Origin of the sequence: Paenibacillus sp. XY044 (assembly GCF_002257645.1) — a bacterium.
Taxonomy (GTDB): Bacteria; Bacillota; Bacilli; order Paenibacillales; family Paenibacillaceae; genus Paenibacillus_AQ.
On record NZ_NQMO01000007.1, the window covers coordinates 198,344 to 221,899 of the forward strand.

General features: G+C 47.6%; 20 protein-coding genes and 1 pseudogene. 6 read left to right on the top strand and 15 right to left on the bottom strand.

Translation table 11 applies throughout. The features are described from left to right. Positions 1 to 247: 247 nt before the first annotated feature. A complete protein-coding gene (locus tag CJP46_RS25305) occupies positions 248 to 1,084 on the bottom strand; it encodes a helix-turn-helix transcriptional regulator (protein WP_094598417.1) in 837 nt (278 codons plus the stop codon). Positions 1,085 to 1,259: 175 nt separating this feature from the next. After that, the gene (locus CJP46_RS25310; protein ID WP_256992523.1) at positions 1,260 to 2,165 is read right to left on the bottom strand and encodes an AraC family transcriptional regulator; all 906 of its coding nucleotides are present in this window, start codon (positions 2,163 to 2,165) and stop codon (positions 1,260 to 1,262) included. Between the two features lie 172 nt (positions 2,166 to 2,337). On the opposite strand from CJP46_RS25310, the gene CJP46_RS25315 reads away from it, so the two are divergent. Then, complete coding sequence (locus tag CJP46_RS25315) at positions 2,338 to 3,177, top strand: SDR family oxidoreductase (protein WP_094598419.1); 840 nt, start codon at positions 2,338 to 2,340, stop codon at positions 3,175 to 3,177. A 46-nt stretch (positions 3,178 to 3,223) separates the two neighbouring features. Here the strand turns inward: CJP46_RS25315 and CJP46_RS25320 are convergent, their stop codons facing one another. From CJP46_RS25320 to CJP46_RS25335, 4 genes are all read right to left on the bottom strand, one after another. Then, positions 3,224 to 4,399, bottom strand: a complete 1,176-nt coding sequence (locus CJP46_RS25320; RefSeq protein ID WP_094598420.1) for an ankyrin repeat domain-containing protein — start codon at positions 4,397 to 4,399, stop codon at positions 3,224 to 3,226. A gap of 113 nt (positions 4,400 to 4,512) precedes the next feature. Then, on the bottom strand, positions 4,513 to 4,752 hold the full coding sequence (locus CJP46_RS25325) for an HTH domain-containing protein (RefSeq protein ID WP_094598421.1): 240 nt from the start codon (positions 4,750 to 4,752) through the stop codon (positions 4,513 to 4,515). A gap of 406 nt (positions 4,753 to 5,158) precedes the next feature. Continuing rightward, on the bottom strand, positions 5,159 to 7,474 hold the full coding sequence (locus CJP46_RS25330) for a glycoside hydrolase family 95 protein (protein ID WP_094598422.1): 2,316 nt from the start codon (positions 7,472 to 7,474) through the stop codon (positions 5,159 to 5,161). A 286-nt stretch (positions 7,475 to 7,760) separates the two neighbouring features. After that, positions 7,761 to 9,194 (bottom strand): PAS domain S-box protein, encoded by a 1,434-nt coding sequence (locus CJP46_RS25335; protein ID WP_094598423.1) that lies wholly within the window; start codon positions 9,192 to 9,194, stop codon positions 7,761 to 7,763. A 260-nt stretch (positions 9,195 to 9,454) separates the two neighbouring features. Here CJP46_RS25335 and CJP46_RS25340 point away from each other — a divergent pair, with 260 nt between their 5' ends. After that, on the top strand, positions 9,455 to 10,237 hold the full coding sequence (locus tag CJP46_RS25340; RefSeq protein ID WP_094598424.1) for a phytanoyl-CoA dioxygenase family protein: 783 nt from the start codon (positions 9,455 to 9,457) through the stop codon (positions 10,235 to 10,237). Positions 10,238 to 10,353: 116 nt separating this feature from the next. Then, positions 10,354 to 11,271 (top strand): AraC family transcriptional regulator, encoded by a 918-nt coding sequence (locus tag CJP46_RS25345; RefSeq protein WP_179281325.1) that lies wholly within the window; start codon positions 10,354 to 10,356, stop codon positions 11,269 to 11,271. Positions 11,272 to 11,404: 133 nt separating this feature from the next. Here the strand turns inward: CJP46_RS25345 and CJP46_RS25350 are convergent, their stop codons facing one another. From CJP46_RS25350 to CJP46_RS25375, 6 genes are all read right to left on the bottom strand, one after another. Further along, positions 11,405 to 11,881, bottom strand: a complete 477-nt coding sequence (locus CJP46_RS25350; protein ID WP_094598426.1) for a GNAT family N-acetyltransferase — start codon at positions 11,879 to 11,881, stop codon at positions 11,405 to 11,407. 159 nt (positions 11,882 to 12,040) lie between these two features. After that, positions 12,041 to 12,682: a peroxiredoxin-like family protein gene (locus CJP46_RS25355; protein ID WP_094598427.1), complete on the bottom strand. Its 642-nt coding sequence runs from the start codon at positions 12,680 to 12,682 to the stop codon at positions 12,041 to 12,043. A 341-nt stretch (positions 12,683 to 13,023) separates the two neighbouring features. Beyond that, a complete protein-coding gene (locus tag CJP46_RS25360) occupies positions 13,024 to 13,698 on the bottom strand; it encodes a TetR/AcrR family transcriptional regulator (RefSeq protein ID WP_094598622.1) in 675 nt (224 codons plus the stop codon). Between the two features lie 177 nt (positions 13,699 to 13,875). Beyond that, positions 13,876 to 14,439 (bottom strand): NAD(P)H-dependent oxidoreductase, encoded by a 564-nt coding sequence (locus tag CJP46_RS25365; protein WP_094598428.1) that lies wholly within the window; start codon positions 14,437 to 14,439, stop codon positions 13,876 to 13,878. Positions 14,440 to 14,480: 41 nt separating this feature from the next. Further along, positions 14,481 to 16,259: a DHA2 family efflux MFS transporter permease subunit gene (locus tag CJP46_RS25370; RefSeq protein ID WP_094598429.1), complete on the bottom strand. Its 1,779-nt coding sequence runs from the start codon at positions 16,257 to 16,259 to the stop codon at positions 14,481 to 14,483. A gap of 3 nt (positions 16,260 to 16,262) precedes the next feature. Next, positions 16,263 to 16,703, bottom strand: a complete 441-nt coding sequence (locus CJP46_RS25375) for a MarR family winged helix-turn-helix transcriptional regulator (protein WP_094598430.1) — start codon at positions 16,701 to 16,703, stop codon at positions 16,263 to 16,265. A 473-nt stretch (positions 16,704 to 17,176) separates the two neighbouring features. Between CJP46_RS25375 and CJP46_RS25380 the strand changes: the two genes are divergently transcribed. Next, positions 17,177 to 17,536, top strand: coding sequence for a DUF6220 domain-containing protein (locus tag CJP46_RS25380; protein WP_143813030.1), 360 nt, complete (start codon positions 17,177 to 17,179; stop codon positions 17,534 to 17,536). Between the two features lie 139 nt (positions 17,537 to 17,675). Here CJP46_RS25380 and CJP46_RS37645 read toward each other — a convergent pair. Next, positions 17,676 to 18,624: pseudogene (locus CJP46_RS37645) on the bottom strand (LysR family transcriptional regulator). A 231-nt stretch (positions 18,625 to 18,855) separates the two neighbouring features. Between CJP46_RS37645 and CJP46_RS25390 the strand changes: the two are divergent. Beyond that, positions 18,856 to 19,341, top strand: coding sequence for a prolyl-tRNA synthetase associated domain-containing protein (locus tag CJP46_RS25390; protein WP_094598432.1), 486 nt, complete (start codon positions 18,856 to 18,858; stop codon positions 19,339 to 19,341). 116 nt (positions 19,342 to 19,457) lie between these two features. Then, complete coding sequence (locus tag CJP46_RS25395) at positions 19,458 to 19,796, top strand: hypothetical protein (protein ID WP_094598433.1); 339 nt, start codon at positions 19,458 to 19,460, stop codon at positions 19,794 to 19,796. 195 nt (positions 19,797 to 19,991) lie between these two features. Here CJP46_RS25395 and CJP46_RS25400 read toward each other — a convergent pair whose 3' ends face one another. Beyond that, complete coding sequence (locus tag CJP46_RS25400; RefSeq protein WP_094598434.1) at positions 19,992 to 22,220, bottom strand: chondroitinase-B domain-containing protein; 2,229 nt, start codon at positions 22,218 to 22,220, stop codon at positions 19,992 to 19,994. A gap of 182 nt (positions 22,221 to 22,402) precedes the next feature. Next, complete coding sequence (locus tag CJP46_RS25405; protein ID WP_094598435.1) at positions 22,403 to 23,527, bottom strand: glycoside hydrolase family 88 protein; 1,125 nt, start codon at positions 23,525 to 23,527, stop codon at positions 22,403 to 22,405. Positions 23,528 to 23,556 lie beyond the last annotated feature (29 nt).

Below are 23,556 nucleotides of genomic sequence, written 5' to 3' on the forward strand. Positions count from 1 at the left end.
TTCGCTTCGTATAACCGTATTGTAGTCGATGTGAAACCGCTTTTCTTACGATTCCGGGAACACGATTCTCAATTTTGGAAGCGAATTGTTCGAGCGAAAAACAATATCCCCCGCCGGAGCTTAGCCGATGGGGGATGCAGGGTAAATTGCGTTTCAATCAATCGGCCGGTCGTCCGCTGTTCGCATTCTCGTACCTTTGATCGTATGTTTGTGCGCTCGCTTTTCCTTTTGACGGAAGGCTCTCTGCCTACTCGGCTTGCGCGGGCGCGTTCAGCTCCCGGTACGTTTTCGGCGACAGCTTGGCAACAGCTTTGAACGACCGGTAAAACGTGGACACGGAATCGTAACCGACCTCGAAGCAGATCGAAATAATGTCCTTGCCCGTTTCCACCAGCAACTTCTGGGCGACGCGGATGCGTACTTCAGTCAAATATTGCATCGGTGTCATGTCGTAACGTTCCTTGAAGATGTTGTTCACGTGCCGCGTGCTGATGTCCAGCTTGGAGGCGATGTCCCCTGCAGTCAGCGGATCAAAATACTTCGAATCGATATAGCTGCGAATTTTCTCGGCGCGCAGCCAGTTGGAGCTGGAGCCCGTTCCGGCGGCCTCCGTTCCGGCCGCACGAACCAGCAAGAGCAGCAGCTGAGACAGCTGGACTTTGAGCGAAAGCCGGACGAGCGGCGACAGTCCCCTGGATTGCTCGAACAGCATTTTCCTCAGCAGCTGACGCAGTTCGCTCGCGGCAAACAATCCCGGCTTCATCAGACAGGAGGCCGGGAAATAGGCGTGGAGCAGCTGCTCCCTCATATCCGGATCGAGCACCGCCTCATCAAACGCCAACACTAACAAGGTCAGCCTGAAGTCGGACATGACCGAGTGGACGGAATACGGCACGATCAGCACCGTATCGTCGACCGCCAGTTCCCGTACTCCCCCCTCCAGCCGGATAGCGCCTTCTCCTTCCAGCACAAATAGCAGCTGGTGCGTCTGGTGATAGTGCTCGGACACGAGATGTCCGCCCGTATGCTTCTGCTCGTATAAATCTATCGCATTCCTGGATAAGTCGATCCATTTAATCGTCACGGCGAAGCCTCCGTTTTTTTAAAGCGTTTCATTTAAAGCCATTTTAGCGCGATCGGCGGCTTCGGTACAACAGTTTAGAATAAGCGCTGCCCGGACACCGCAACTCCGGGTATATCGACATTCGGTTGGCCGCTTCCTTCAAAAGAAATGTCATTCGGATAAAAATGACCTTTTATCACAGTTTGGTCGAGACTGCCCGTATTCGCAAAATATCGGTAGTCGGAGAACACCCAAATAATCGGGCGTATTCGCGACTGAATTGAGAAGGACTTTCATAGCCGACATGAAATGCGACATCCGCGACGTTGTATTTTTCAGTCATTAAAAGTCGCCGCCCTTCTTGTAATCGCAGCTGTTTCTGATATTGAACGGGGGTCATCGCAGTGACTTGCTTGAAATGCCGGTACAGCGATGAAGAACTCATATTGGCGATCTGCGCTAATTCATGAATGCGTAAAGGTTTGTTAAAGTTTGTTTTAATCCGTTCTACTACCTCTGCAATCGTTGCAAAATGACTACCGGAGGTGGCAATTTGCTTGAAAACATCGCCCTCTTTTTCACTAAGCAGCCTATATATGATTTCTTTAATTATTAATGGTCCCAGCACTGGTGTATCTTTTGGGGTTTCCAATAGTCTTACTAGCCGAATCACCGCATCAAGAAGACTCATGTTCATCTTCCCAACAAATAAGCTTTTCGGATAATGATCTATGCTTTCGGGAAAAAGATGGGTCTCCTTCATGATTTCAAAGATCTCTCCTGCATCAAGATCAAGCCGGATTGACAAAAAGGGAGCTTCCGGCGAAGGCTTGATCACCTGTCCCGATATTGGCACATCTAAAGACACAGCCAAATAATCACAAACACCGTATTTGTAACTTTCATTGCCCAGAATGATTACTTTTTCACCTTGAGCAACTATGCATAATGAGGGCTTTTGAATTCTGCATATTGGGACCATTGCATTGGAGTCTTGGATGAGATGGAGTGAAGGAATTAATGTATTATGATCCCCATCTTTTCCAGTAAACTTTTTGATGAGTCCCGCTAACTCTCGCTGTTGCAAAGCGATTTCGGTCACACGGAACACCTCTGCTCTAATTTGATGTCTCTCATGCTTTAAATATAAGGTAAAGCATTGTGTTTGTTAATAGTATGACAAGAATAGGCATAAAGTTGAAAGTTTTCTTATACAGGTCAGAGCAGGTGCAGATACATAATAAAAACACATTACATGAAAGGATGAGATATCATTGCTGGATCAAAAGGTATGGTATGTTACCGGGGCTTCGAAAGGTCTTGGACTTGCCATTGTAAAAAAGTTGTTAGATAACAATTACAGGGTCGCTGCTACATCAAGAAACGTAGAGGAGCTGAAACGAGCTGTTGGTCAGGTCTCGGAGGATCTTTTTTTGCCACTTCAAGTGGATTTAAAAAGTTCCGAGTCTATTGATCAATCTATGAAATTGGCATACGAATTTTTCGGACAAATAGATGTAGCGGTCAACAACGCCGGATACGGAATTGGTGGAGCTATAGAGGAACTTTCCAACCAAGAGATCATGTCAAGCTTCGAAGTTAATGTGTTTGGCAGTATTTACGTTATCCAAAGTGTTTTACCCTACATGAGGGCGAAACGCTATGGCCACATCATTAATATTTCTTCCATCGCTGGACTTGCTCCGCATACGGGATGGAGTATTTATGCTGCTACTAAATCAGCTATTATGGGGATGTCTGATGTGTTAGCCCAGGATGTGAAATCTATGGGTATTAATGTAACGGTTGTTGCGCCGGGGGGGGTTAGAACAGAGTTTAATACTGCCGAATCTCTTGTTATAGCGGATAATAAAATTGCGGATTATCTTCCTCTGCATGAGGGGATTAAACAATTTGTAGCGAATCATGGCAAGCAATTGGGTGATCCGGAAAAGGCTGCCGAAGTTTTCATCGAGTTGGTAGAATCCGACAACCCACCGACCTGCTTATTTTTAGGATCCGACGCATACCAGCGGGCAACCGAAAAATTTAACCAGCTGCTTGAAGATATGCAGGTAAATAAGAAAATAAGTGAGAGAACTGATAGTAACTAAACAGCCAGGTTCCACCAAGAGCTCTGATGCCGACGGTGCCCTCCTATTATTTCCGAATTTGTTTTCCCAGCAGCTCAAACGACTGGGCTTTATGTAATTGGTAAAAAGGATTATCAGGATCATATTCGATCGCTTTTTCAATGGCTCTAATGGCTTCCTCGTGCCTGCTTAGGGATCTCAGACTGTTGGCCAAATGGAGTGAAAAATCGTATCGATACGGTTGCAACTCGAGCAGCTCATCCATTTCAATCACCGCCTCCTCATGTCTTCCAAGTTCTCTTAGGTAGTTGGATTTATGATATCTGTAGAAGGTCTCCTGGGGAGCAAGGGCGCAAACGGTATCATATTCGCCCAATGCTTCCTCAGCTTTCTTCATGAGCCGTAAACAATTTGTCGTATAAAAGTAGAAATCCAGCTCCGCCGGAGCGATGTCGAGTGCTTCGTTATATGCTTCCAATGCCTCTTCATAACGATTTAATTCTTGCAGGTAATATCCTTTGTAATAAATCAAATCAATGTTTTCGCGGTTAACTTCCAGCGCCTGATTGATTACAAGTAGGGCTTCTGGATAATTGTTTATTTTAGCAAGCGATTTGGCCCTGCGGATATGCGTATTGCCTTCCGAATAATCCCCTATCAAAATCTTTACGACCTTGTGCTGTTGAAGTTCTTCGGCATGTTGAAGCGCCGACTTCCCGTCCCTGTCAGGCAAATGGACATCCGCTCCGGCTTGCACGAGCAGCTCGACAATATCGGAATAAAGGCGTCCGCCGTTGCCCAGAATAATGGCCTCGATCAATGCGGACCAGCCTAAATGATTGACATGGTTGACCGGAACTCCTGCATCCAGGCAAACTTGGACCGTTCTCAGATAGCCCTTTTCGCTGGATGGCAAAAGTGCTGTGCCGCCGAACCGATTTACACTGCCCAGATCCGCCCCATATCCAAGCATCAAGCCTAAAATTTCGTGAAATCCGTTTGCTCCTGAGCAAATAAACGGGGTTAACTCGGTTATATCTCTCGTGTTGACATCACTACCGGCTTCCAATAATAAACGAACCGCGCCGATCTGGTTTTGCTGAGTCGCTGCCATAAGCGCCGTCCGGCCTTTAACGTCTTTATAATCAATGCTGGCTCCCTCGCTCAGAAGCTTCTCGACAGCAGCCGCATCTCCCCGCTCACTTACATAAATCAGTTCGGCGTTTAATGATTTATTTTCCACACATGATCTCTCCTTTTATCCGTATCCGCTGCGGCCTCACATGATTTTTTTGAGACTGTAAGTAAACTCCAGATACTTGAAGACGCAAGGATGCTTCTCGAACCCAAAACAATTTATAATATCGTCTTCTTCCAACGACTCGCACTTTGCTTTACCCGATTTATTCCAATGATGTTCACATCAAAACCATGCGTCTCGAAAATCTCTTTGGGTGTTTTCCCCATCATATACTGATCGATAAACAGCCGCTTGAACTCATCTGAATACGTGATTGATTTTTCGCTAATTCGAATAACGTATCTGTTCTTTGAAAGTTTGTCACACTCTTCTTTGCTAATTAGCTTCTCGGTCACGCTGCTGTTCCCTCCATTTCTAAATCCAATTAACATATAAAAAGGGTGCCCGCGAGCAGTTTCACAACTTGTTATCCCCCTCAGTCATCATCAATGTCCAATCATCAACATGAATGGCGAGATCTCGATTCCCTATTATCGTTTCGGTATCGATATACTATCATGAATGATTACGATCTGAAAAATATATAAACTATAAGTTATGCTAAGGATTTTCATATATAAAAATAATGATGGCACAAAAAATTTGGACGGAGTTGATCCATACTTAAAATAAGTATCCTGCCTTTACTCCATCTTATTCAGGCAATAATATATTGAAATCTCCCGCTGACCGATTAACAAAAAAAGTGCCGTAAAAAGCTCACGGCACTTCCTGCCATTAAATTTTTTTATGATTCAGCATCTATTTGGTCCACATATCCGGGTGCAATTGTATGGACCACATTGGCTCAGGAAATACCAACACCACCGTTTTCCCTCGATAAGATACCGTACAGTTGCCTGCGCTTTTTGATCGAATGATTGATTTATGCAGCTGTCCTTCCTTCCATTCGATATCAACCTCGAGCCCACCGCGTGCCCTAAGACCTCGAACATACCCATGATGCCATGCGGCTGGCAGCGCCGGAAGCAGATGAATCTCTCCTGCATGACTTTGCAGTAACATTTCCGCAATCCCCGCTGTCCCGCCGAAATTTCCGTCGATCTGGAACGGAGGGTGATCACAGAAGAGATTGGGTAGTGTCGATGAGCGAAGAAGCTCCAAGATGTTCTCGTGGGATAACGTTGCCTCTCCCAACCGCGCCCACATGTTAAGAATCCATGCCCGACTCCACCCTGTATGACCGCCACCGTGTTTCAGGCGCCGCTCGAGCGTAGTCTTTGCTGCACTTGCCAAGTTCGGCGTCGATTTCAATGAGATTTGGGATCCTGGGTGTAGTGCGAAGAGATGTGAGATATGTCGATGACCCGGCTCAAGTTCTTCGTAATCCATGCTCCACTCTTGGATTTGTCCGTATTTTCCAATACTTATCTGAGGGATCCGTTCTAGCGCTTCTCGTAATGTTTGGCCAAATGCTAGATCTTCTTGCAGGATTTCTGTGCCAGCAATGCAATTTGTAAAAAGCTCTCGAATAATTTGACTATCCATTGAAGGACCGAAGCACAGTGCCCCCGATTCCCCATTCGGAAGGACATAGCGGTTCTCCGGCGATGAAGAAGGACACGTGACCAAATGCCCTTGCATGTCTTCTACTAAAAAGTCGAGCAGGAACAACGCGGCTTCCTTCATCGTCCCGTAAACACGACGTAGGAACTCCATATCACCCCCGAACTCGTAATGATCCCATAGGTGAAGGCACAGCCAAGCTGCCCCCATGGTCCAGAAAGTAGAAGTGATGCAAACATCTTGAGGGGCCGTATCCGCCCAAATATCGGAATTATGATGAGCCATGAAGCCTCGGCAGCCATACATAACCCTGGCTGTTTCCCTTCCCCGAATTCGAAGTCTTTCTATAAAATCGAAAAGCGGTGTATGACATTCTGACAGATTGCAGACCTCAGCAGGCCAGTAATTCATTTGTGTATTGATATTAATGGTATATTTGCTGTCCCATATCGGTAGCATATCCTTGTTCCATATGCCTTGAAGATTAGCCGGTAACGAGCCAGGACGACTACTGGAGACAAGCAGATAGCGGCCGAATTGAAAATACAAGCTTACGAGGCCAAGATCATCATTTCCTGCCCGGACACGTTCTAACCGTTGATTCGTCGGCAATTCAGAAAGAAATGCGGTATCCTCATTCCCTTGTATAGACAACTCCACCCGGTTGAACAAATTCCGATAATCTTTTGTGTGATCCTTTCGCAATTGCTCGTATGGCTTGGCTGAAGCAATATGAATTCTTTTCAAGCACTCGGCTTCCATCTCCTCTTTCTGGATACGGAAGTCTGTGCATGCTGTGAACAGGATCGTTGCAGCATCAGCCTCTTCTACAACAATTTGATTCCCTTTCCAGGAAAGGCGTCCCCCTTCTGTTAATACGCGGATGGCACAGCAAAAGCGAATTCCTCCTTCTCCTCCGCTTCGACCGTGTATAATCATGTCCCCTTGCTCGTTGTTTTTGATGCTGTCTAGATAAGCTTGAAATCCCACCGGACGCTTCAATATATCCGACCATGGGGTAGGCTCTAGTACCGTACCTCTTCCGAACATTGTTGAAAAAGATAAATTGCCAGAAATGCTTGAGGATTGGCGAATAACCAGAAGTTGATCCGGATAACTCGTGAAATATTCTCTATCATAATCGACGCCTCCTGATGTATATCTCACGGAGGCAATTGCATTTTCTAGATCAAGTTCTCTCCGATAATCTACCACGTCCAGATCAGAATGTTGTCTAACCAAATAGAGGTCACCAAGCGGCTCATAATGGCGCTGCCCATCCGGAACACCAATCAGCACTTTAGAGGCCAATTCTTCCGCATTTGAAATTTCCCCCTTAAACACCAATCTGCGTATTTCATCCAGATGGTTGAGAGCATCCGGGTTGTTCCTGTTCACCGGGCCACCATACCAAAGACTGTCCTCATTAAGCTGTATTCGTTCCATGCTCGGACTTCCGAAAACCATACTTCCCAATGTTCCATTACCTAACGGTAAAGCCTCTTCCCAAAGCTTTGCTGGTTCGTTAAACCAAATTTTCAGGTTATCCACTATGTACACTCCCTTTAAGGTATTAGGATTTTCGCTTGCCTTATGAAGTACAAGTGATCTCCGTCAATATTAAGGGAGGTTTTTACGATATACTACCCTAATTAATTCACTCTTTTTCATATAGAATCAAGAGCTATCCAATTACGGTTAACCATATAGGCGATGTCCAAAAACATTCATCCACAACAAAGAAGGGACGAGATATAGATCTCGCCCCTCTCGTTTCCATTTGTCTATTAAATTTTGACTATTAAACACGAAATATCGGTTTGCAATCTCGATGAAATCAATTCGCAAAAGGCAATGTAATATCGACCGTTGTCCCTTGATTAAGGGTACTTTGAATGAGCAGGCTCCCTTTGTGGTCATGAATAATTTTATAGCACATCATCAATCCAAGCCCTGTACCCTGTTCTTTTGTTGTATAAAACGGCTCCCCTAAACGATGAATGTTATCCGTAGGTATCCCCACACCTTCATCCGTAACACGGACAATGATGTCATTCAATTGCACAAAGGCAACAATATGAATATTCCCACCTTTGGGAGTTGCCTCGATTGCATTTTTTAGCACATTGACAAACACCTGTTTAATATCCACTTCCGAGCTATCAATTGGTGGAAGATCTTCATGTATTTCTACGTAAACTTGAACCCCACTCATTGTCGCTTGGGCTTCTAATAATATTACAACACTTTGCAAAAGGATACCGATATCGTTCTTTTTTAAAACCTTCGGCTGTGGTTTGGAAAATATCAATAGCTCATTGATAATACTATTCATTCTGTCAACCTCAGATAACATGATCTCACAGTGCTCAACTTTTCTCATTTCAGATGACTTCATGATCTGGAGAAAGCCCTTTAACGATGTTAAAGGATTGCGAATTTCGTGTGCTAATCCTGCAGCCAATTGTCCCACAACATTTAGTTTATCTGCTTTCCGGAACAACTCCTCAGATTTTATTCGCTCCGAGATGTCCCGGGTGATGCCTGTTAATGCAATAATTTCACCGCAATCATTTTTAATTGGAGAAAGGGTTATCGAAACATGGATTAACTCCCCGCCTTTCTTCAATCGAGTCGTCTCATAAGTCTTTGCCTGCATTTCACCTTGTATTTCTTTGGTAATTGCTTTGAGTTCATCTTCTATTTCCAGCGGGACAATTGGCAACTGCCTGCCAACTAGCTCTTTCTCAGACCAACCGTACAACATTTCAAAGGAATGGTTTACACGTACCACATTTCCCCCTGTATCGATGATACAAATACCATCTGCTGAGTCATCAATGATAGATTCCAGCAGTTTCTTTGTTCTTTGCAGCTCTATTTCCGCCTTTTTCCGTTCGGTAATATCCACACATGAAGCAATAACTTCGATGACCTTACCGTTTTGTCGAATTGGTCTTAAAGATGCCAAATAATATACACCTTGCGACTCCCCTTCATATGTGACCCCTTCACTTCCTTCCCAGGCCTTAGCATAGTACCCTTCCTTGATTGCCGCTGCCTCAGCCGGGAGGAAGTCCTTTAGTTCATTTCCTACGACTTCCTTATAATCCAAACCCATTTTTGACATTAATTGACCGGCGCAAAAAGTATGAACAAACCGCCCATGGTCTTTTATAAATTTGAAAGTCATTCCTTGCTGCTCTCGTAAAATCCCTTCCATTTCTTGGATGTACTTCTCTAGATCCTTGTCCGATGGTTTCCTATGCATTTCGTCTCAACACCTCTTCAAAAAGGCTCGAATAGGAAAACATTCGACGAGCATTTAACTAAGTCCTTCATCGCTATTCCCGCCCGATTTTCATGGTGACCACCCTTAATCTTGCCTCCTGTAAGAAATAGGCGAGTTCTTACATTTTCACCTTGAAAAATAACCTTATTTTATTGTAGAAAACACCAAGAATTAGAACATATTCCTTTGGTAATGTGTTATCAAGATTACCACCCTATACGTTGGAAGGAGTTATCGCGATGGATGTACTGTTACCGCAAAGCAAAATTGATTTTTATCAGGAGAATGGTTTCGTCGAAATCGAGAACGCCCTTACGGAAGAAGAAATGAATGAATTATCCGAGTTTTTGGAGGAAGCCATGACACAGGAGAGCAACCATTCGGTAGCCACCTCTGTCAAAGGCGGAAGCTACTATAAGGTATTAAACCAGAAGGTAAACCTTTGGCGTGATCATGGCGGCATGAGCCGTTACACATTTCACCCGAAGCTGGCTAAGATGGCAATGAAGCTAAGCGGCGCGAGCGGCATTCGCATCTTCCATGACCACGGATTATGGAAGATGCCGCAGGACTCCAAGCCGACGGCCTGGCATCAGGATTTTCCGTATTGGCCGATGACCGCACCCGGCGCCTTGTCAGTCTGGATTCCAATGCATGATGTCGACGAACACAACGGCTGCATGATGTTTGTTCCCGGCTCCCATAAGGTGGGCACGCTGCGGGGGATTGACTTAGCGGATCCCCAGGATCTATATGATCAGATCAAGGGAACAGAGCTGGAGAAGACGAAGCCGGTGAAAGTCCCGTTGAAACGAGGCAGCTGCACGTTCCACCATGGTCTCACCTTCCACTTCGCGCACGCGAATCAGAGCGACGAACCAAGGCGTGTATTGGCAATCATTTACATGCCGGACGGAACCATTTACAGCGGCAAAAGCCACCTAGTGACAGAACATGCAGGTCTTGAGGGCGGGCAACCGTTCGGCGGCGGTTTATTTCCTTTGGTCGCCAAACAGCCATAAGAACGAAAGCGGGCGGGTCATTCGATCCAGCCCGCCTTTTCTGTCTTACCCGATTGCCAGCAAAGCGTTATAATTTAGTCATGAATAGTCCTATGCTAAATATTGGAGATGATCCCATGACACGAATGGACAGCGGAATGTTCCTAGAAAGCCGTGATTTCCTGTTTCATGCCGCTCCCTACCGATTCAGTTCGGGAGAGATCGTTCCCTCCCATTCGCATGACTTCATCGAGCTTGCTTACGTTGCCCAAGGACAAGGAGAGCACTACTATAAAGGAGAATACTACCATATCGCGGAAGGCGACGTTTTCATGATCGAGCCGGATGAGGAACATGCTTATCGAGCGGGCAAGGAGCATCTCCCTGTCGTTTATAACGTGCTCTTTCAACCCGAGTTGTTACGGCGCGAATTGGAACCGCTCGCCGATGTCGCTTCCTTCGTAGACTTCTTCTACTTGGAACCCTTTCTTCGAAAGACAGTACGTTTCCAAGGGCATCTCCGGTTGAAGCCCTATGAACAGATCGAAATGGAATCCCTGCTCCATCGCTTGATTCTCGATTTCAAAGAGAAGAAGCTTGGATATCGTATTTTGACGAAGACGCGCCTGATTGAACTCTTTATTTTTTTAAGCCGCTGCCATCACGACCGGAAGCATTCCCCCCTGCAGGGGTTATCGTCCGACGAGAAGGTCATCCTGCACATCAGCGAGTTTATTCGCAAGCATTACGCACAGCCGTTAACGCTTGCTCAGGTTAGCACGATGTGCCGGATGAGTCAGAGCGGATTCTCGACCAAATTCAAGCAATATATCGGCAAGACGTTCACTGAATTCCGCAATGAAATACGCATTCGAGTGGCGAAGCAGCTGCTGGAGCAATCCGATCGCAAAATTATGGAAGTTGCGCAGGATGTCGGCTACGAGGACTTAAGTTTCTTTAATAAAATGTTTAAGAATACGGTTGGGCTCTCACCCAGCCAATACCGCAATGCCGCCTCAACACCTACACATACTCCAGACTCTCCGCCATCATAAGCACCGTCATCGATTGGCCGTGTATTCAAGAAGAACTTAATTCGTTAATACAAAAAAAGCCGCAGATACGCGGCTTTTAAGCGTTTATGCTCTTGTCACCTTACACATCAGTGTGCAGTTCTGACGCGTTATATTATACGATAGGCAATTCCAGTGTCCTGCTCCTTGGTTTGAATCCTTTTGCATCATAGAATCCGATCGCATCTTCGTTGAATTCCGCTACATGCAATTCGATACTGCTAATCTGCTGCGATTTTGCGAGCTCTTTAATATAGTCGATAAACTTGCTTCCGATGCTCTTTCCTCGGTACTCTTTCGACACACAGATATGATCTAACTCTATATAACTTCTTTCTTTATAAGCAGCCCTCTTCGGTGCATCCGTGAAAAGTAATATCGTATAGGCTATTATTCGGTCACCGTCTTCCCCGATATAGACCTTTACGTTGTCGTCGTCCAACAATGAAACAAAATAATCGTATTCGAGCGGGTTATCGCAAGGTCTGTAAATGTCCGGACGGTTCTTTGAGTGGATGCTGTATAATTGTCCGGCGAGCTCGTTAATGGCATCAAAATCTGCAGGTTTCGCCTCTCTTATTCTCCACTGCATGTCTTGGTCCTCCTTTTCACGACACAGATACCTCCTATTACCCTTGGTTAAATATTATTATGCAGATTTACCGGCCATTCGGAGAGAATACTTGGAGTCTGTATTGACACCTTGCTCAAGCCGAAAGTTTGGAAACAACGAACCTTATAACATCAATAATTACAGCTTTCTCAATTCATGCAGAATATTCTCCGGATCCAAGCGCTGCATAAAGTCCGGATTCACGTAGGCGGAACGGATAATGCCGGATTCATCGATCATAAAGGTGGAAGGTATCGGCAGGATCCAGCGGTTCGTCGCGTTGTATTCCGCCAGGTCCATGCCCATTTGTTTCATCATGTCCTGGATGTAATCTGGAACGTCGTAAAGGATGTTATAGAAAGCGGCCACGAGACCGTTTGTGTCGCTAAGTACTTGGAAGGTCAGCTCTTCTTTCTCCTGCTGGGAAAGTGTGTTGTCCGGGCTTTGCGGGCTGACCGCGATTAACTGGCCCCCAAGCGCTTCGATGTCCGGCAGTAACTTCTGATAGGCCTTCAGCTGACTGTTGCAGAACGGGCACCATCCGCCCCGGTAGAAAGTCAGGACAACAGGTCCTCTGGACAGTTCATCATAAAGGTTAACCGTTTCTCCCAAAGCATTCTTGAGTGTAAAATCCTTGGCCTTCTCCCCTTCCTGCCGGCCGTAAGGAATACCGGATTCTTGCTGCTCCCGGATCTGACGGAACATCTCTGTTTGGATCTCCAAAGGGGTATGTGCGATAAATTCCTGTTTGGCTTCCGCTAAAGTTTGAGTTAATGACATGTTTTGCTCCTCCTTTTTAATTAACACTTTCTCAATTGAACCGCTAAAAATTAACTAGACTTGCTTGTTCATTTAATTGTCAGGCTAAATTTCAGTTAAAGATGCTGGTAAATCGCCGGTAAGTCTGCATTAAAAAAGTATGTAAGGAAATATAAATATTTTGGATTGAACACTCCATTTTCCCTTGGATTTATACTACCTGAATTATTTTGGAGTGTCAACTCCAAAATGTTAAATGAACGGCAGCTGCATGCTTCCTTATGAACAGTAGCAAAAAAATCCCCAAGGCATGACATTCACCTTGGGGATTAAAGTCAAAATTAGACTTTTTTGTGTTTTGGTTACTCAGGCGAAGTCTCAATAAGAAAAGACCTGATATGGTCCAGCATAACGTCCAGACCGGCTTCGATCGGACCGGCCTCCTTCCGAACCTTGGCCAGCAGCAGCCCGCCTTGAAGTGCGGCGAGCAGACCAAGAGCAAGCCGCTCCGGCTGGGCGTCGCTCCGCATTTCACCGCGGTCGTACATCGCCCGGAGCCCTTGGCGGATCGCCAGCTCCCACTGCATAAATCCGGCTGCCACCTCCTTCCTCGCAGCAGGCTCCAGGTCAGCCAGCTCGTTGCCCAGCGAGCCGATCGGGCATCCGCCCTGGAAGCCTTGTTCCGTTTGGTACTGAACATGCGCATCGCGCCAGGACTGCAGAGCTTCCATACTGTCGAGGTGACTTAACAGCGGCTCCTGGGAGCCAAGTACCAGCTCGTTCTGGAAGAGAATCACAGCAAGGACAAGCTCCCTTTTTTCCTTGAAATAGTGATAAAGCTGGGAAGAGCTGACGCCCGCTTCCTGCTGAACGTCCTCCACGCTGGTGCCGGCAACGCCGCGTTCATACATCAGCTTTGCGGCAGCGGCCACGATGCGTGCCCGTGTCGCCTGCCCTTTTTTAGTCAGCTTCTGGATATGGGTAGGGAGTGCGGTTTTAGTTTCTGTTTGGGTTGAGGTATCCTTTAAATTTTTCATGCCTTTAGTATAGCAAAAATGGAGGTAACCATCCAAAAAATATATTTTGATATCCGGAATACCGGCAAGCCGGCCGAAAGGCGCCATCCTGCGCAAACAAAAAGAAGAGCGCGCCCATTCACTGGGACTGCGCTCTCGTTGATATAAATGTCATAGCGGGTACTTACCTTAGGTTATTCAAGGATTGCCAAGCAATTTCTTGCCTGCCGCAATGGTATTTGCCGTATTAGCCACGCGCTTTCCTAGGGTTTCTCCTAGCACGAGGCCCTTCGCGAATAGCGATTGGATCAGCTCATCGTGGGTATCTTCGACAGGAGAAGTCACCCCGACTCCATAATAACTGCCGTACAGCGCATTCTCCGGAGTAGTCGCCGGCAAGCCGACAACCATCATGCCTTGATGCAGCATCGGCGTAATCAGGTTAAGCAAGGTCGCTTCGATACCGCCATGAATGGTTGCCGTCGTACAAAATACCGCGCCGATTTTATCCACTAACGTCCCATTTGCCCACAAATACCCGAGCTTATCGATCCATTCCTTTAAACCAGAGCTAATCGTACCAAAGTGTCCGGGACACCCCCAGATAATCGCATCCATATCAGCAAGATCTTTGACGTTCGCCTTATTAACGTGATTGATGAACACCTCAGTGCCATCCACGCTTTGGGCTCCTTTGGCAATGGAACGGGCCAGCTGTTCTGTATGCCCCGCTTCACTATCATACACAATATAGATTTTCATCGATTGATCTCCTCTCATGCTGGTTATTCAAACGCGCTTACTTACTCATTTTCCTTTCGGAGCCTGTTCAATTTCTTGAGCGTTTCCCGGTAGGCTTTATCGGGGGACATCTCTTCATTCTGGTCCGCTTCCTTGTTGGTGGCATCCTTCAGCTTCAGCAACGCCTTCCGATATTCTTTATCGGTGAAATGCCCATCCTCTTTCGCGGGCTGAGACGGGGTTAAAAACCCTCGAAGGGCATTGCGGAATTCGCTATCCTTGTTTGGCAAATCCACGTGAGCAGCTACCTCTGCGAGCGCCGGTTGAGCCGCCGACTCGCTCGCTACCGACGCTTTAACCGGTTCCTGCGTTTTAACCGGCACCTGCACCGTATCCTCTTGCGGCTTCACCTTGCGGATGAAGAATGCCAGGACGAGCGCGGCGACAGTCAGCCAGGTGGCAACGACGAAAGATTGGTTGATGCCGTAGATGGTGGCCTGCTGCGTGACTTCGGCCATCTTGGCCGCGTCATTCGGGTTGATTTGGCCCGCGATGACTAGGTCTTTCGCATGCGAGGCTGCTTTGTTCGTCATGACCGTGACGAGCAAGGCGGTACCGAGCGCGCCTGATACGTTCCGCAGTGTCTGGGACATCGCCGAGCCGTGCGCGTTCAAGCGGCGCGGCAGCTGGTTGAGGCCGGCCGTCTGGATCGGCATCATCAGCATGGACATCCCGAACATCCGCGCCGTATAAATGATCATCATGTGGTTGTACGAAGAATCGGCTTCCAGATGGCTAAACTCGTACGTCGTGATGGTCGTGATGATGAGGCCGGCAACGGCCAACCAGCGCGCACCGATTTTGTCGAACACCATGCCCGTGACTGGGGACATAATGCCCATCAGGATGGCGCCCGGCAGCAGCAGAAGACCGGAATCGAGCGGCGTGAAGTGGCGGATGTTCTGCAGGAAGATCGGCAGCAGGATCATGCCGGAAAACATCGCCATCGTGATGATGGCGTTGATTAGAGACGTGAGCGAGAACATGGAATATTTGAACACGCGCATTTCAAGCAGCGGGTTCTTCACCATGATCGAGCGCACGATAAACAGGATGAGCGCGACCGCGCCGACGGCTAGGCAGATAATGACTTCCTGCGAATCCCAGCCTTTCGTGCCGGCTTCGCTGAAGCCGTACAGCAGGCCGCCGAAGCCGAGCGTCGACATGATTACGCTTAGGACGTCGAGCTTCGGACGAGACGTCTTGATGACGTCCTTCATCGAGAAGGCGCCGAAAATTACGGCGATGATCGCAAGCGGCAGCACGATGTAGAACAGCACGTGCCAGTCGTAATTCTCGACGATCCAGCCGGAAAGCGTCGGTCCGATCGCCGGCGCGAAGATCATCGCGACCCCCATGAGGCCCATTGCTTTACCGCGTTCCTCGACGGGGAAGATGGTCAGCGTCACGACCGTCATAAGCGGCATCAGGATGCCGGCGCCGCTGGCCTGCACGAGACGGCCGACCAACAGCCAGCTGAAATCGCCGGATAACGCGCAGATGATCGTGCCCAGCGCGAACATGGATGAGGCAACAAGAAACAATTTCCGGGTCGTAAACCGGTTGATCAGGAAGGCGCTGACCGGCACGAGTACGCCGTTCACCAGCATATAGCCGTTAGACAGCCACTGGATTGTGCTTTCCGTTACGTTGAGATCCGCCATCATTTTCGGAAGCGCGACGTTAAGCACCGTTTGGCTTAACAGCGCCACGAACGCGGCGATGAGCAAGGAGGCCATGATCGGCCCTTTGCGCAAGTGATTGGATACTATATTGGTCATGGCTTAAGCTTCCTCTCTAGATTTTCTTAAAAGACGCAATACTTTTTGCTGGATGCGGTCAAGCTCCCGCTGGTCTTCCTCGGGCAGCTCAAGCAGGGACCGCATCATGTGCAGGCGGGTGGCTTCCGTTTCGCGCCAGAGCGCCGTCCCTTTCTCGGAAAGGGTCAGCGTCATCGCTCGCCTGTCTGTTTCGGTCCGCTCCCGGTCCACGAGACCGGCCTTGACCATTCGGTCGACGATTCCGCTTGTCGTGCTGTTGCCGAGTTTCACCTTTTCGGCAAGGTCTGAAAGGCGGATCTCGGGGTGCTCCTGCAGCACCCTCAGCACCACAAGCTGTATCGCCGTAAGATTATGCTTGCTCGCCGCTTTGGTCATCAGCTGGAAGAACGCCTGATGGACCTCGCGGTAGCTTTGGAATATTTCCAGGATCCGCTGTTCTCCCAACGTCAAGCTCCCTTCGCCAAATATTTCGCATGCGAACTATTATCTAACCATTCAATCGATATGTCAATAAGTTCATAGTAGTAAATGTTGTCTCGAACGGAGGACTGCTTTTGTTGAATCCATCTCACAAGTCTTTTCCAGTTGGTACATAATTCTGATCGTTTGGTCCGATAATCCCTTTTCGCTTCAATGGAATATAAATTTTTCAAACATGTCACAAATCAGAACTTAACAACGTCATATGTGCAAAACGTAAAGGAGCTGAGGATAGATGAACGTCTTGACATGCATAATCATTGGACGCGGCTATATGGGGCTTACGGAGCTAAAAATTACGGCAAACGACCCTGGAGACTTGAAACATTATTATGTCCAGATCGCCGAAGAACTACAAAATTAGGTATGGTCAATTACATGTAATGAAAGGAGCTTGAACATTGAACGTTGAAGCGTTAAAAAAGGAGCCTTCCCGAGTGAAATATTGCAGATTGGCGTTTTCCATTCTTGCGTTAGTATTTTTGATTTGTATCGTTGTGCAAGTATTTCTGGCCGGAATGGCTTTGTTCGGGAATTCGGAAGTTTGGAAATGGCATCGGTCGTTCGTTCCCATGTTCGGATATATCTCGGTCATCCTGTTCATCCTTGGCATCATCGGGAAGCTTAACCGGAAAATGATCTGGGGGAGTCTTGGTCTGTTCGTCCTTATCAGTTTTCAATATATTACGGCTCTCCATATTGCAGGCGCGATACATCCCGTTCTGGCGCTTGTATTGTTTTGGGGGGCTCTTGCCTTGGTGCGAGGTTCTTATCCATTTTTAACGAAGCGAAAATAAATAGACACAAGGACTAACTCTTCCCGTTTGGAAAAAAAGTAATCCGTTGTGCATTCAATAATGGATTGTATTATTCAGTCCGTTAACATAACGACAGCAGCCGATGATTTTGGCCGGCTGCCGTCGTGTCATGATTGAGCTATTGTTTCTCCGACGGGTGGGGGCAGCTAACCTGGTACTCCGACGGGTGGGGGCAGCTAACCTGGTACTCCGACGGGTGGGGGCAGCTAACCTGGTACTCCCCTAAACTGACAAATTCCTGGAGTTCATCTATAAATTTCCGCTCTGCCGATCCCATATAAGCGTCGGAACGTCGTATGTATACAAACTTAATGAAACGGAAATCATATGGAACAGCAAATAATTGAACTAGCCCCTCTCTTTCTAGTTTTTCTACCGATTTTCTTGAAAGGAGAGATATGCCAAGACCAGAAACTAGGGTACCTGTAATGGTTTCCAAGGTTCCAAACTCCATAATCTTTCCCGGTTCCATACCACTTGCATAAGCCCATTGAAATACGTGATCGATAGGCACATCCTTCCTTAAATAAAAGCAATGGTTGCTGTAACAGTTCGTTTGTACTTTGTATGTTTTGAAATTCTTCCGCAATTTTACTGCACACAAGTACAACCTCTTCTTCGAAAACAGGAATCTCTTGAATATGAGGATCCTCCACCGGCCCTGCCACAAATGCACCGTCTAACCCGCCATTTAAAACTTCTTGAATCAAATCTTTACTTACTCCTGATAAGATCGACAATTCGACTTTTTTATACTTTTTATGAAATGATGATAGAATCTTAGGAACTCCGCTAATGGTCTCAATCAATCCAATCCTCAATAACCCCGTGGGATCATCTTCATCATGAAAAGCGTCGTTCAGTTCATCCATTAACTTTATTATTTTTTCTCCATATATCAGGAATTTATAGCCTTCGGCATTTAACGTCATGCCTCTCCAGTGACGGTTAAAAAGTGGACAACCCAATTCTTTTTCAATCGCGCGTATTCGTGCAGTCACGTTGGATTGAACATAGCCTAAATGTTTGGCCGCACTGCTCACTCCCCCAAGTTTGGCAACAGCCATAAATATCTTAATATCTTGAATCTCCACCTTACCTCCCCTTCCACTAGGAAAAATCCGAAGAGATTCTTCACTATATTAAGCAAGGTATTATTCATTCTGATACCTTTCGCTATTTATAACTATTTTACACGATGGCACAGCTTCTTATACAATTTGTTTTGGTTAGGAGCCCGTTATTCGGTAAGGGGATGTATTTTGACTAAATCATCATTTATAGGAAAGGTGAATTACATGAACAAATTAGAGATATTGAACATGCTCGAACAATTGAATATCAGCTATGATTATATCGAGCATCCAGCCGCATACACAATCGAAGATATGGACAGTTTTGCATTGCCCAATGCACACCAAGTCGCAAAAAACTTGTTTATTCGGGACGACAAAAAAAGAGGTTACTTTTTGATAACCCTTCAAAAGGATAAAACGGTCAACCTGAAGCAACTACGTGGAACACTTGATTCTAGGCCGCTAAGTTTCGCTTCAGAAGAAGATCTGTCCAACTATCTCGGCTTGCAGAAAGGCGCAGTTTCCCCTTTTGGCATCCTGAACGACACGGAACGAAAAGTAGTGTTTATTGTGGATGAAGATTTGTTCCAAAAGACCAATATAGGCATTCACCCTAACGAGAATACAGCTACGATTTGGCTATCGCCCGATGATTTGATGAGCGTCATTAAAGAACATGGTACAGCTTTTAGAATGATCAAAATCTAGGAGTTTAGTGCCCCTTCCATGCCTCGATTACGCTAAGAGCCTTACCGCCCAGCCCAAAATCCCATTTGATGCATAGACTGATTTATCCAGGAATGTGAGTAAGGAGGAAAAGGCATATGGCGAACAACAAGAAAAATAAGGAACGATCAAAATCGGTCTCACCCCGGCTCAAGTCCCGTAATAAACCGGTGCATATCAATGCATCTGAAAACGAGCTTGAATGGTTGGCCGAAATCAGTCCCTCCCGAGATCCCAAACAGGTTCAGTTAGTCGTAGATCTCCCGAATGAGGTATATGAATACTTACAGGAGAATGAAGTGGAATGGGATCGTGCCCTTCAAAATGGTTTGCGGAGTGCAATAGAACCCGCGATAAACCCAGATTCGATCAAGGAAATAAAGTACCGAATTCAAGTTGTACAGCCGCAAACGGAAGCCAATGCAAAACGACTTTAGGATCCATACTAAGCGTATGATTTAGCTCTGTTCATTCTGGCAATCCAGTAATCAAGTAAAAAAATGGGGACTTCAATGAATGAGGGTGCCATTCATCAATCCTCCCAAGGAAAATTGATCGGCGCAGCCCCAATATTGTCGTCCCGTTCTAAATCGCTCATAATAGGTGTGATTCAGCCAGGAAATGGCTGCACATTATTTCAATAATGCCTGGGGTCCAACATCAACCGTCGGGAGCGGCCGATTCGTTACGGATCTGCCGGAGCTATATTCATCTGCGCCTACATCCGGCGCGTATCTCATCTGACCGTCCATGTCGTCCAGAGCAAGCAGCGGGCTGATGGCCGCATCGATGGCCGGACTGTAAACCGACAATCGGATTAACCCGTCAGTACCGCGTACCAGCCGCAGATCCTCTTGGCGGATTGCCCCGCCGACAACGGGATTGTTCGAAACAGGCGCAATGCCCTCCACCTTGTTCCCTTTGTATTCGGGTCGTTCCTGGGCCGATGCTTTCATCATGGCTTCGGTCTCATTAAACATGGTGCCCGCATGACTGAAGATCAGATTGTTATAGATCTTCGTCCCAACCGGCTGATAGGTTCTTCCACCGAGGGTAAATGCAGGCGTGTTGTTGCCTACATTGACAATCGTATTATGGTAAATTTGAACGTTATATTGCCGCCAGTGTCCACGCAGCAGCTCTGTTCTTTCTTCTTCCGGAAGGCTGTTCAACACGGCGGTTTGTTCATTCTCTCCTCCCCAGCGGACGGTCGGGTTCGTTCCGCCTTCGGGTCCCCCGTCATGCGTGCCGCCGTCAAGTCGGATGATTTTATCCGTTAGCCCCTCCATATAATTGTTAAAGATTTGATGATCGTTGCCATAGATCCGGAAGCCGCTGAGCCCCGACGTTTTTCCGTCGCCGAGAATAAAATTGCCGTAAAAGCGGTTGCGGTTCCCATGACGGGATACGATCCCGCCATACGAATTGCGCACCGTATTGTAGCGGATGACGTTATCGCTGCTTTTAACCGAAATGATCTCGTCTTCGCCGTTTAACCCGTCAAATAAATTATGCTGGATTGTCACATAGCCTGAGGATAATGACAAACTGGATAACCCAAGGCGAATCGCTTCCAGACCGTTGCTGACCCGGGGGCCGATATCATGAAAATGATTGTATTCAATCACATCGTATTGCGAAATGCTCTGCCCGCTGTGGCCCTCGCCGTCATAGATCACCACAGCCCCAAATCCCTTCTTGGGACCGATGTCATTATAAGCGATGCGGTTATGGCTGCTCGTACCTTCAACCCGGATATAGTGCCGGTTGGTTCCATTGTCGGTCAGCAGCTTATCATCTTCATACGGTGTTGACCCGCTGTAAACTTCACCGCTCGGATCATAGCTGTTTTCTCCATAGCGGCAGCTCCCTTTGATGTTGACCAGGCACCACACGGAACGCTTATCTGCCTTGAACCGGTAGCGTTGACCGGTCTCATCGAGTGCGAAGGTGTTCCCCACAATGGAGATATGGCTGGAACTCTGCAGCTGCACGCCGGGATGGACACCCGTCAAGGAGCGGTTTTCTAATCCGCGTTCGATCAGGGTTTGATCACCCATTTCATCTCCGATTCCATTCCGGAACTGGAGTCCCGTTACCTCGATGTAGCTAGAATTCTCAATGTGCATGTAGCTGTTCCCTGCAATCACCGCTTTGCCGGATTTCGCTGCCGTTACCCGGATCGGATACGCTGCGGTGCCATGCTTATCTTTAATGACGAACGGGCCATTTTGTTCATAGCTGCCATGCTGAAGCTCAATCCATGTTCCGCTGACGGCCTCATCAAGGGCCAACTGCAGCTCCTTGGCCGTTCGGACCTTAATATGATTGAATTCAGGAGGTTTGACCTCCCCTTCCTTAACACTTCCCGCGTCCGGAGGAGGAGGGGCAGTTCCCCCTGTCTCAGGCGGTTTTCCTGCATACAGCTCCACTTCCATAATGCTGTTCCAATTTCCCGAGCTTCCGCTGGCACTGTTTCCGTATCCCGTAAGACGGAGGTATCTCGCCTTCACCGGATGATCAAACACATAGGTCTGGAGGATACTGTCCTCCGGCTGAAGCTGACGGCTGGACTGCTTGCCAAGAACAACCGTACCAGGCTCGAAATCAGGCGTATCCGACGCAGTGATTTCAAAACTGGAGAGCCGTTCCCGCGCGTTTAAAAAAGCAATGTTTGCATAGGTTACCTGTTGTGGCTGCCCCAGATCAAACTGAAGCCATTCCCCTTGTCCGGATGCAGACCAGCGGCTTTGCTGACTTACCGTGTCTTCTCCCCAGATCCCATCCACTACATTTTCAGGTGCATAATTCGTGTTCGCCTGGTATGAGCTGGCCGTCACACCGCTCACTGCTAATTTCATATGGCTGCCTCCCGTTTCATTCGCTGCTCCATTCACCTGTGAAGGTTGTAACGTTAATGACCCTAATAACAACGTCAGTAAAAGCCCTATCCCCACTCGGCCCGTAAGCCTCTGCCTGACCGTTTTTTTCAGTAACGTACTCAAATCGCCACACCCCTTACCTCAATTAACGTTGTAAGGCACTAAAATACACGATGAGACCAGCCCCGTAGTTTCGCGAGCGCCTCCACATAATAATAATCCCCGTAGATCAAGGATACATTGACATTGACCCATTCCGGCTTATGCCCTGTCGCACTATGCAGAATCCCTTCGTGCTCATCGTCGCCGAAAGTGGAATAGCGTGCAGATAAAGCAGCGATAACACGTGTGGCTGCATGATGATATACAGCCCCTACTTCGGGTGATGTTAATTCCGCGAGCTCCAGCAGGCCTGATGCTGCAATGGCCGCAGCAGAGGTATCCCGAGGCTCGGTCTCCTGATTCGGCATGCGAAAATCCCAAGGAGGAACCATGTCCTCCGGCAATGAAGCGATAAAGTGGTGTGCCACACGCTGCGATGCTTGCAGATATCTGGGCTCCCTCGTGTACCGGTATAGGTTTGCCATGCCGTACAATGCCCAAGCATTGCCTCTGGACCAACAGGAATCCGAAGCATAGCCCTGTCCGCCTTTATATTCCAGCAGCTCGCCGCTTGCGGGATCAAACACGGCCACATGGCACGTTGAACCGTCTGGCCGGATCATATGCCGTAAGGCCATGTCGGCATGCGCTTTAGCAATATGGCTGAACCTCGGATCCCCGCTCTCGTCAGCCGCCCACAACAGAATGGACAAATTCATCAGGCAATCGATGATTGCCCATCCCGGGAGATCGCGGTTCCAAGCCCGCAGGTACTGGCCAGCCAGGTTGAACCGACCTGCCAGAAAATTGGCAGCTGCCAATCCCCTCCTTCTGCCATCGGCGTCGCCGGTTAGCTTATATTTCAAGATCGAGGTCGGCAAATATTGAAATCCGACATCATGATGAAAGCGGTTCTCCTCCAGCGTCAGCCGCTCCATTCGGATGTCCCAGTCCCAAGCTCCATCAAGGTACCTTTTATCTCCCGTCATATCGTAATAAATCCAAAGCATTCCGGGCCAAAACCCCGATATCCAGTTATCCAATGTCAACCCATCGTACTCTCCGGATTTTGCCGCATGCGGTGCAAGCTGAGGATCCTTTTGCATCAAACGTTCTACCTTTTGCTGAGCCTGCCTCCACCATGTCTCCAACTGCGGGTCATTTGTGATCCCTAGTTTATTCATCGTAAACCTCCCTTAGCTACTCAACCTCT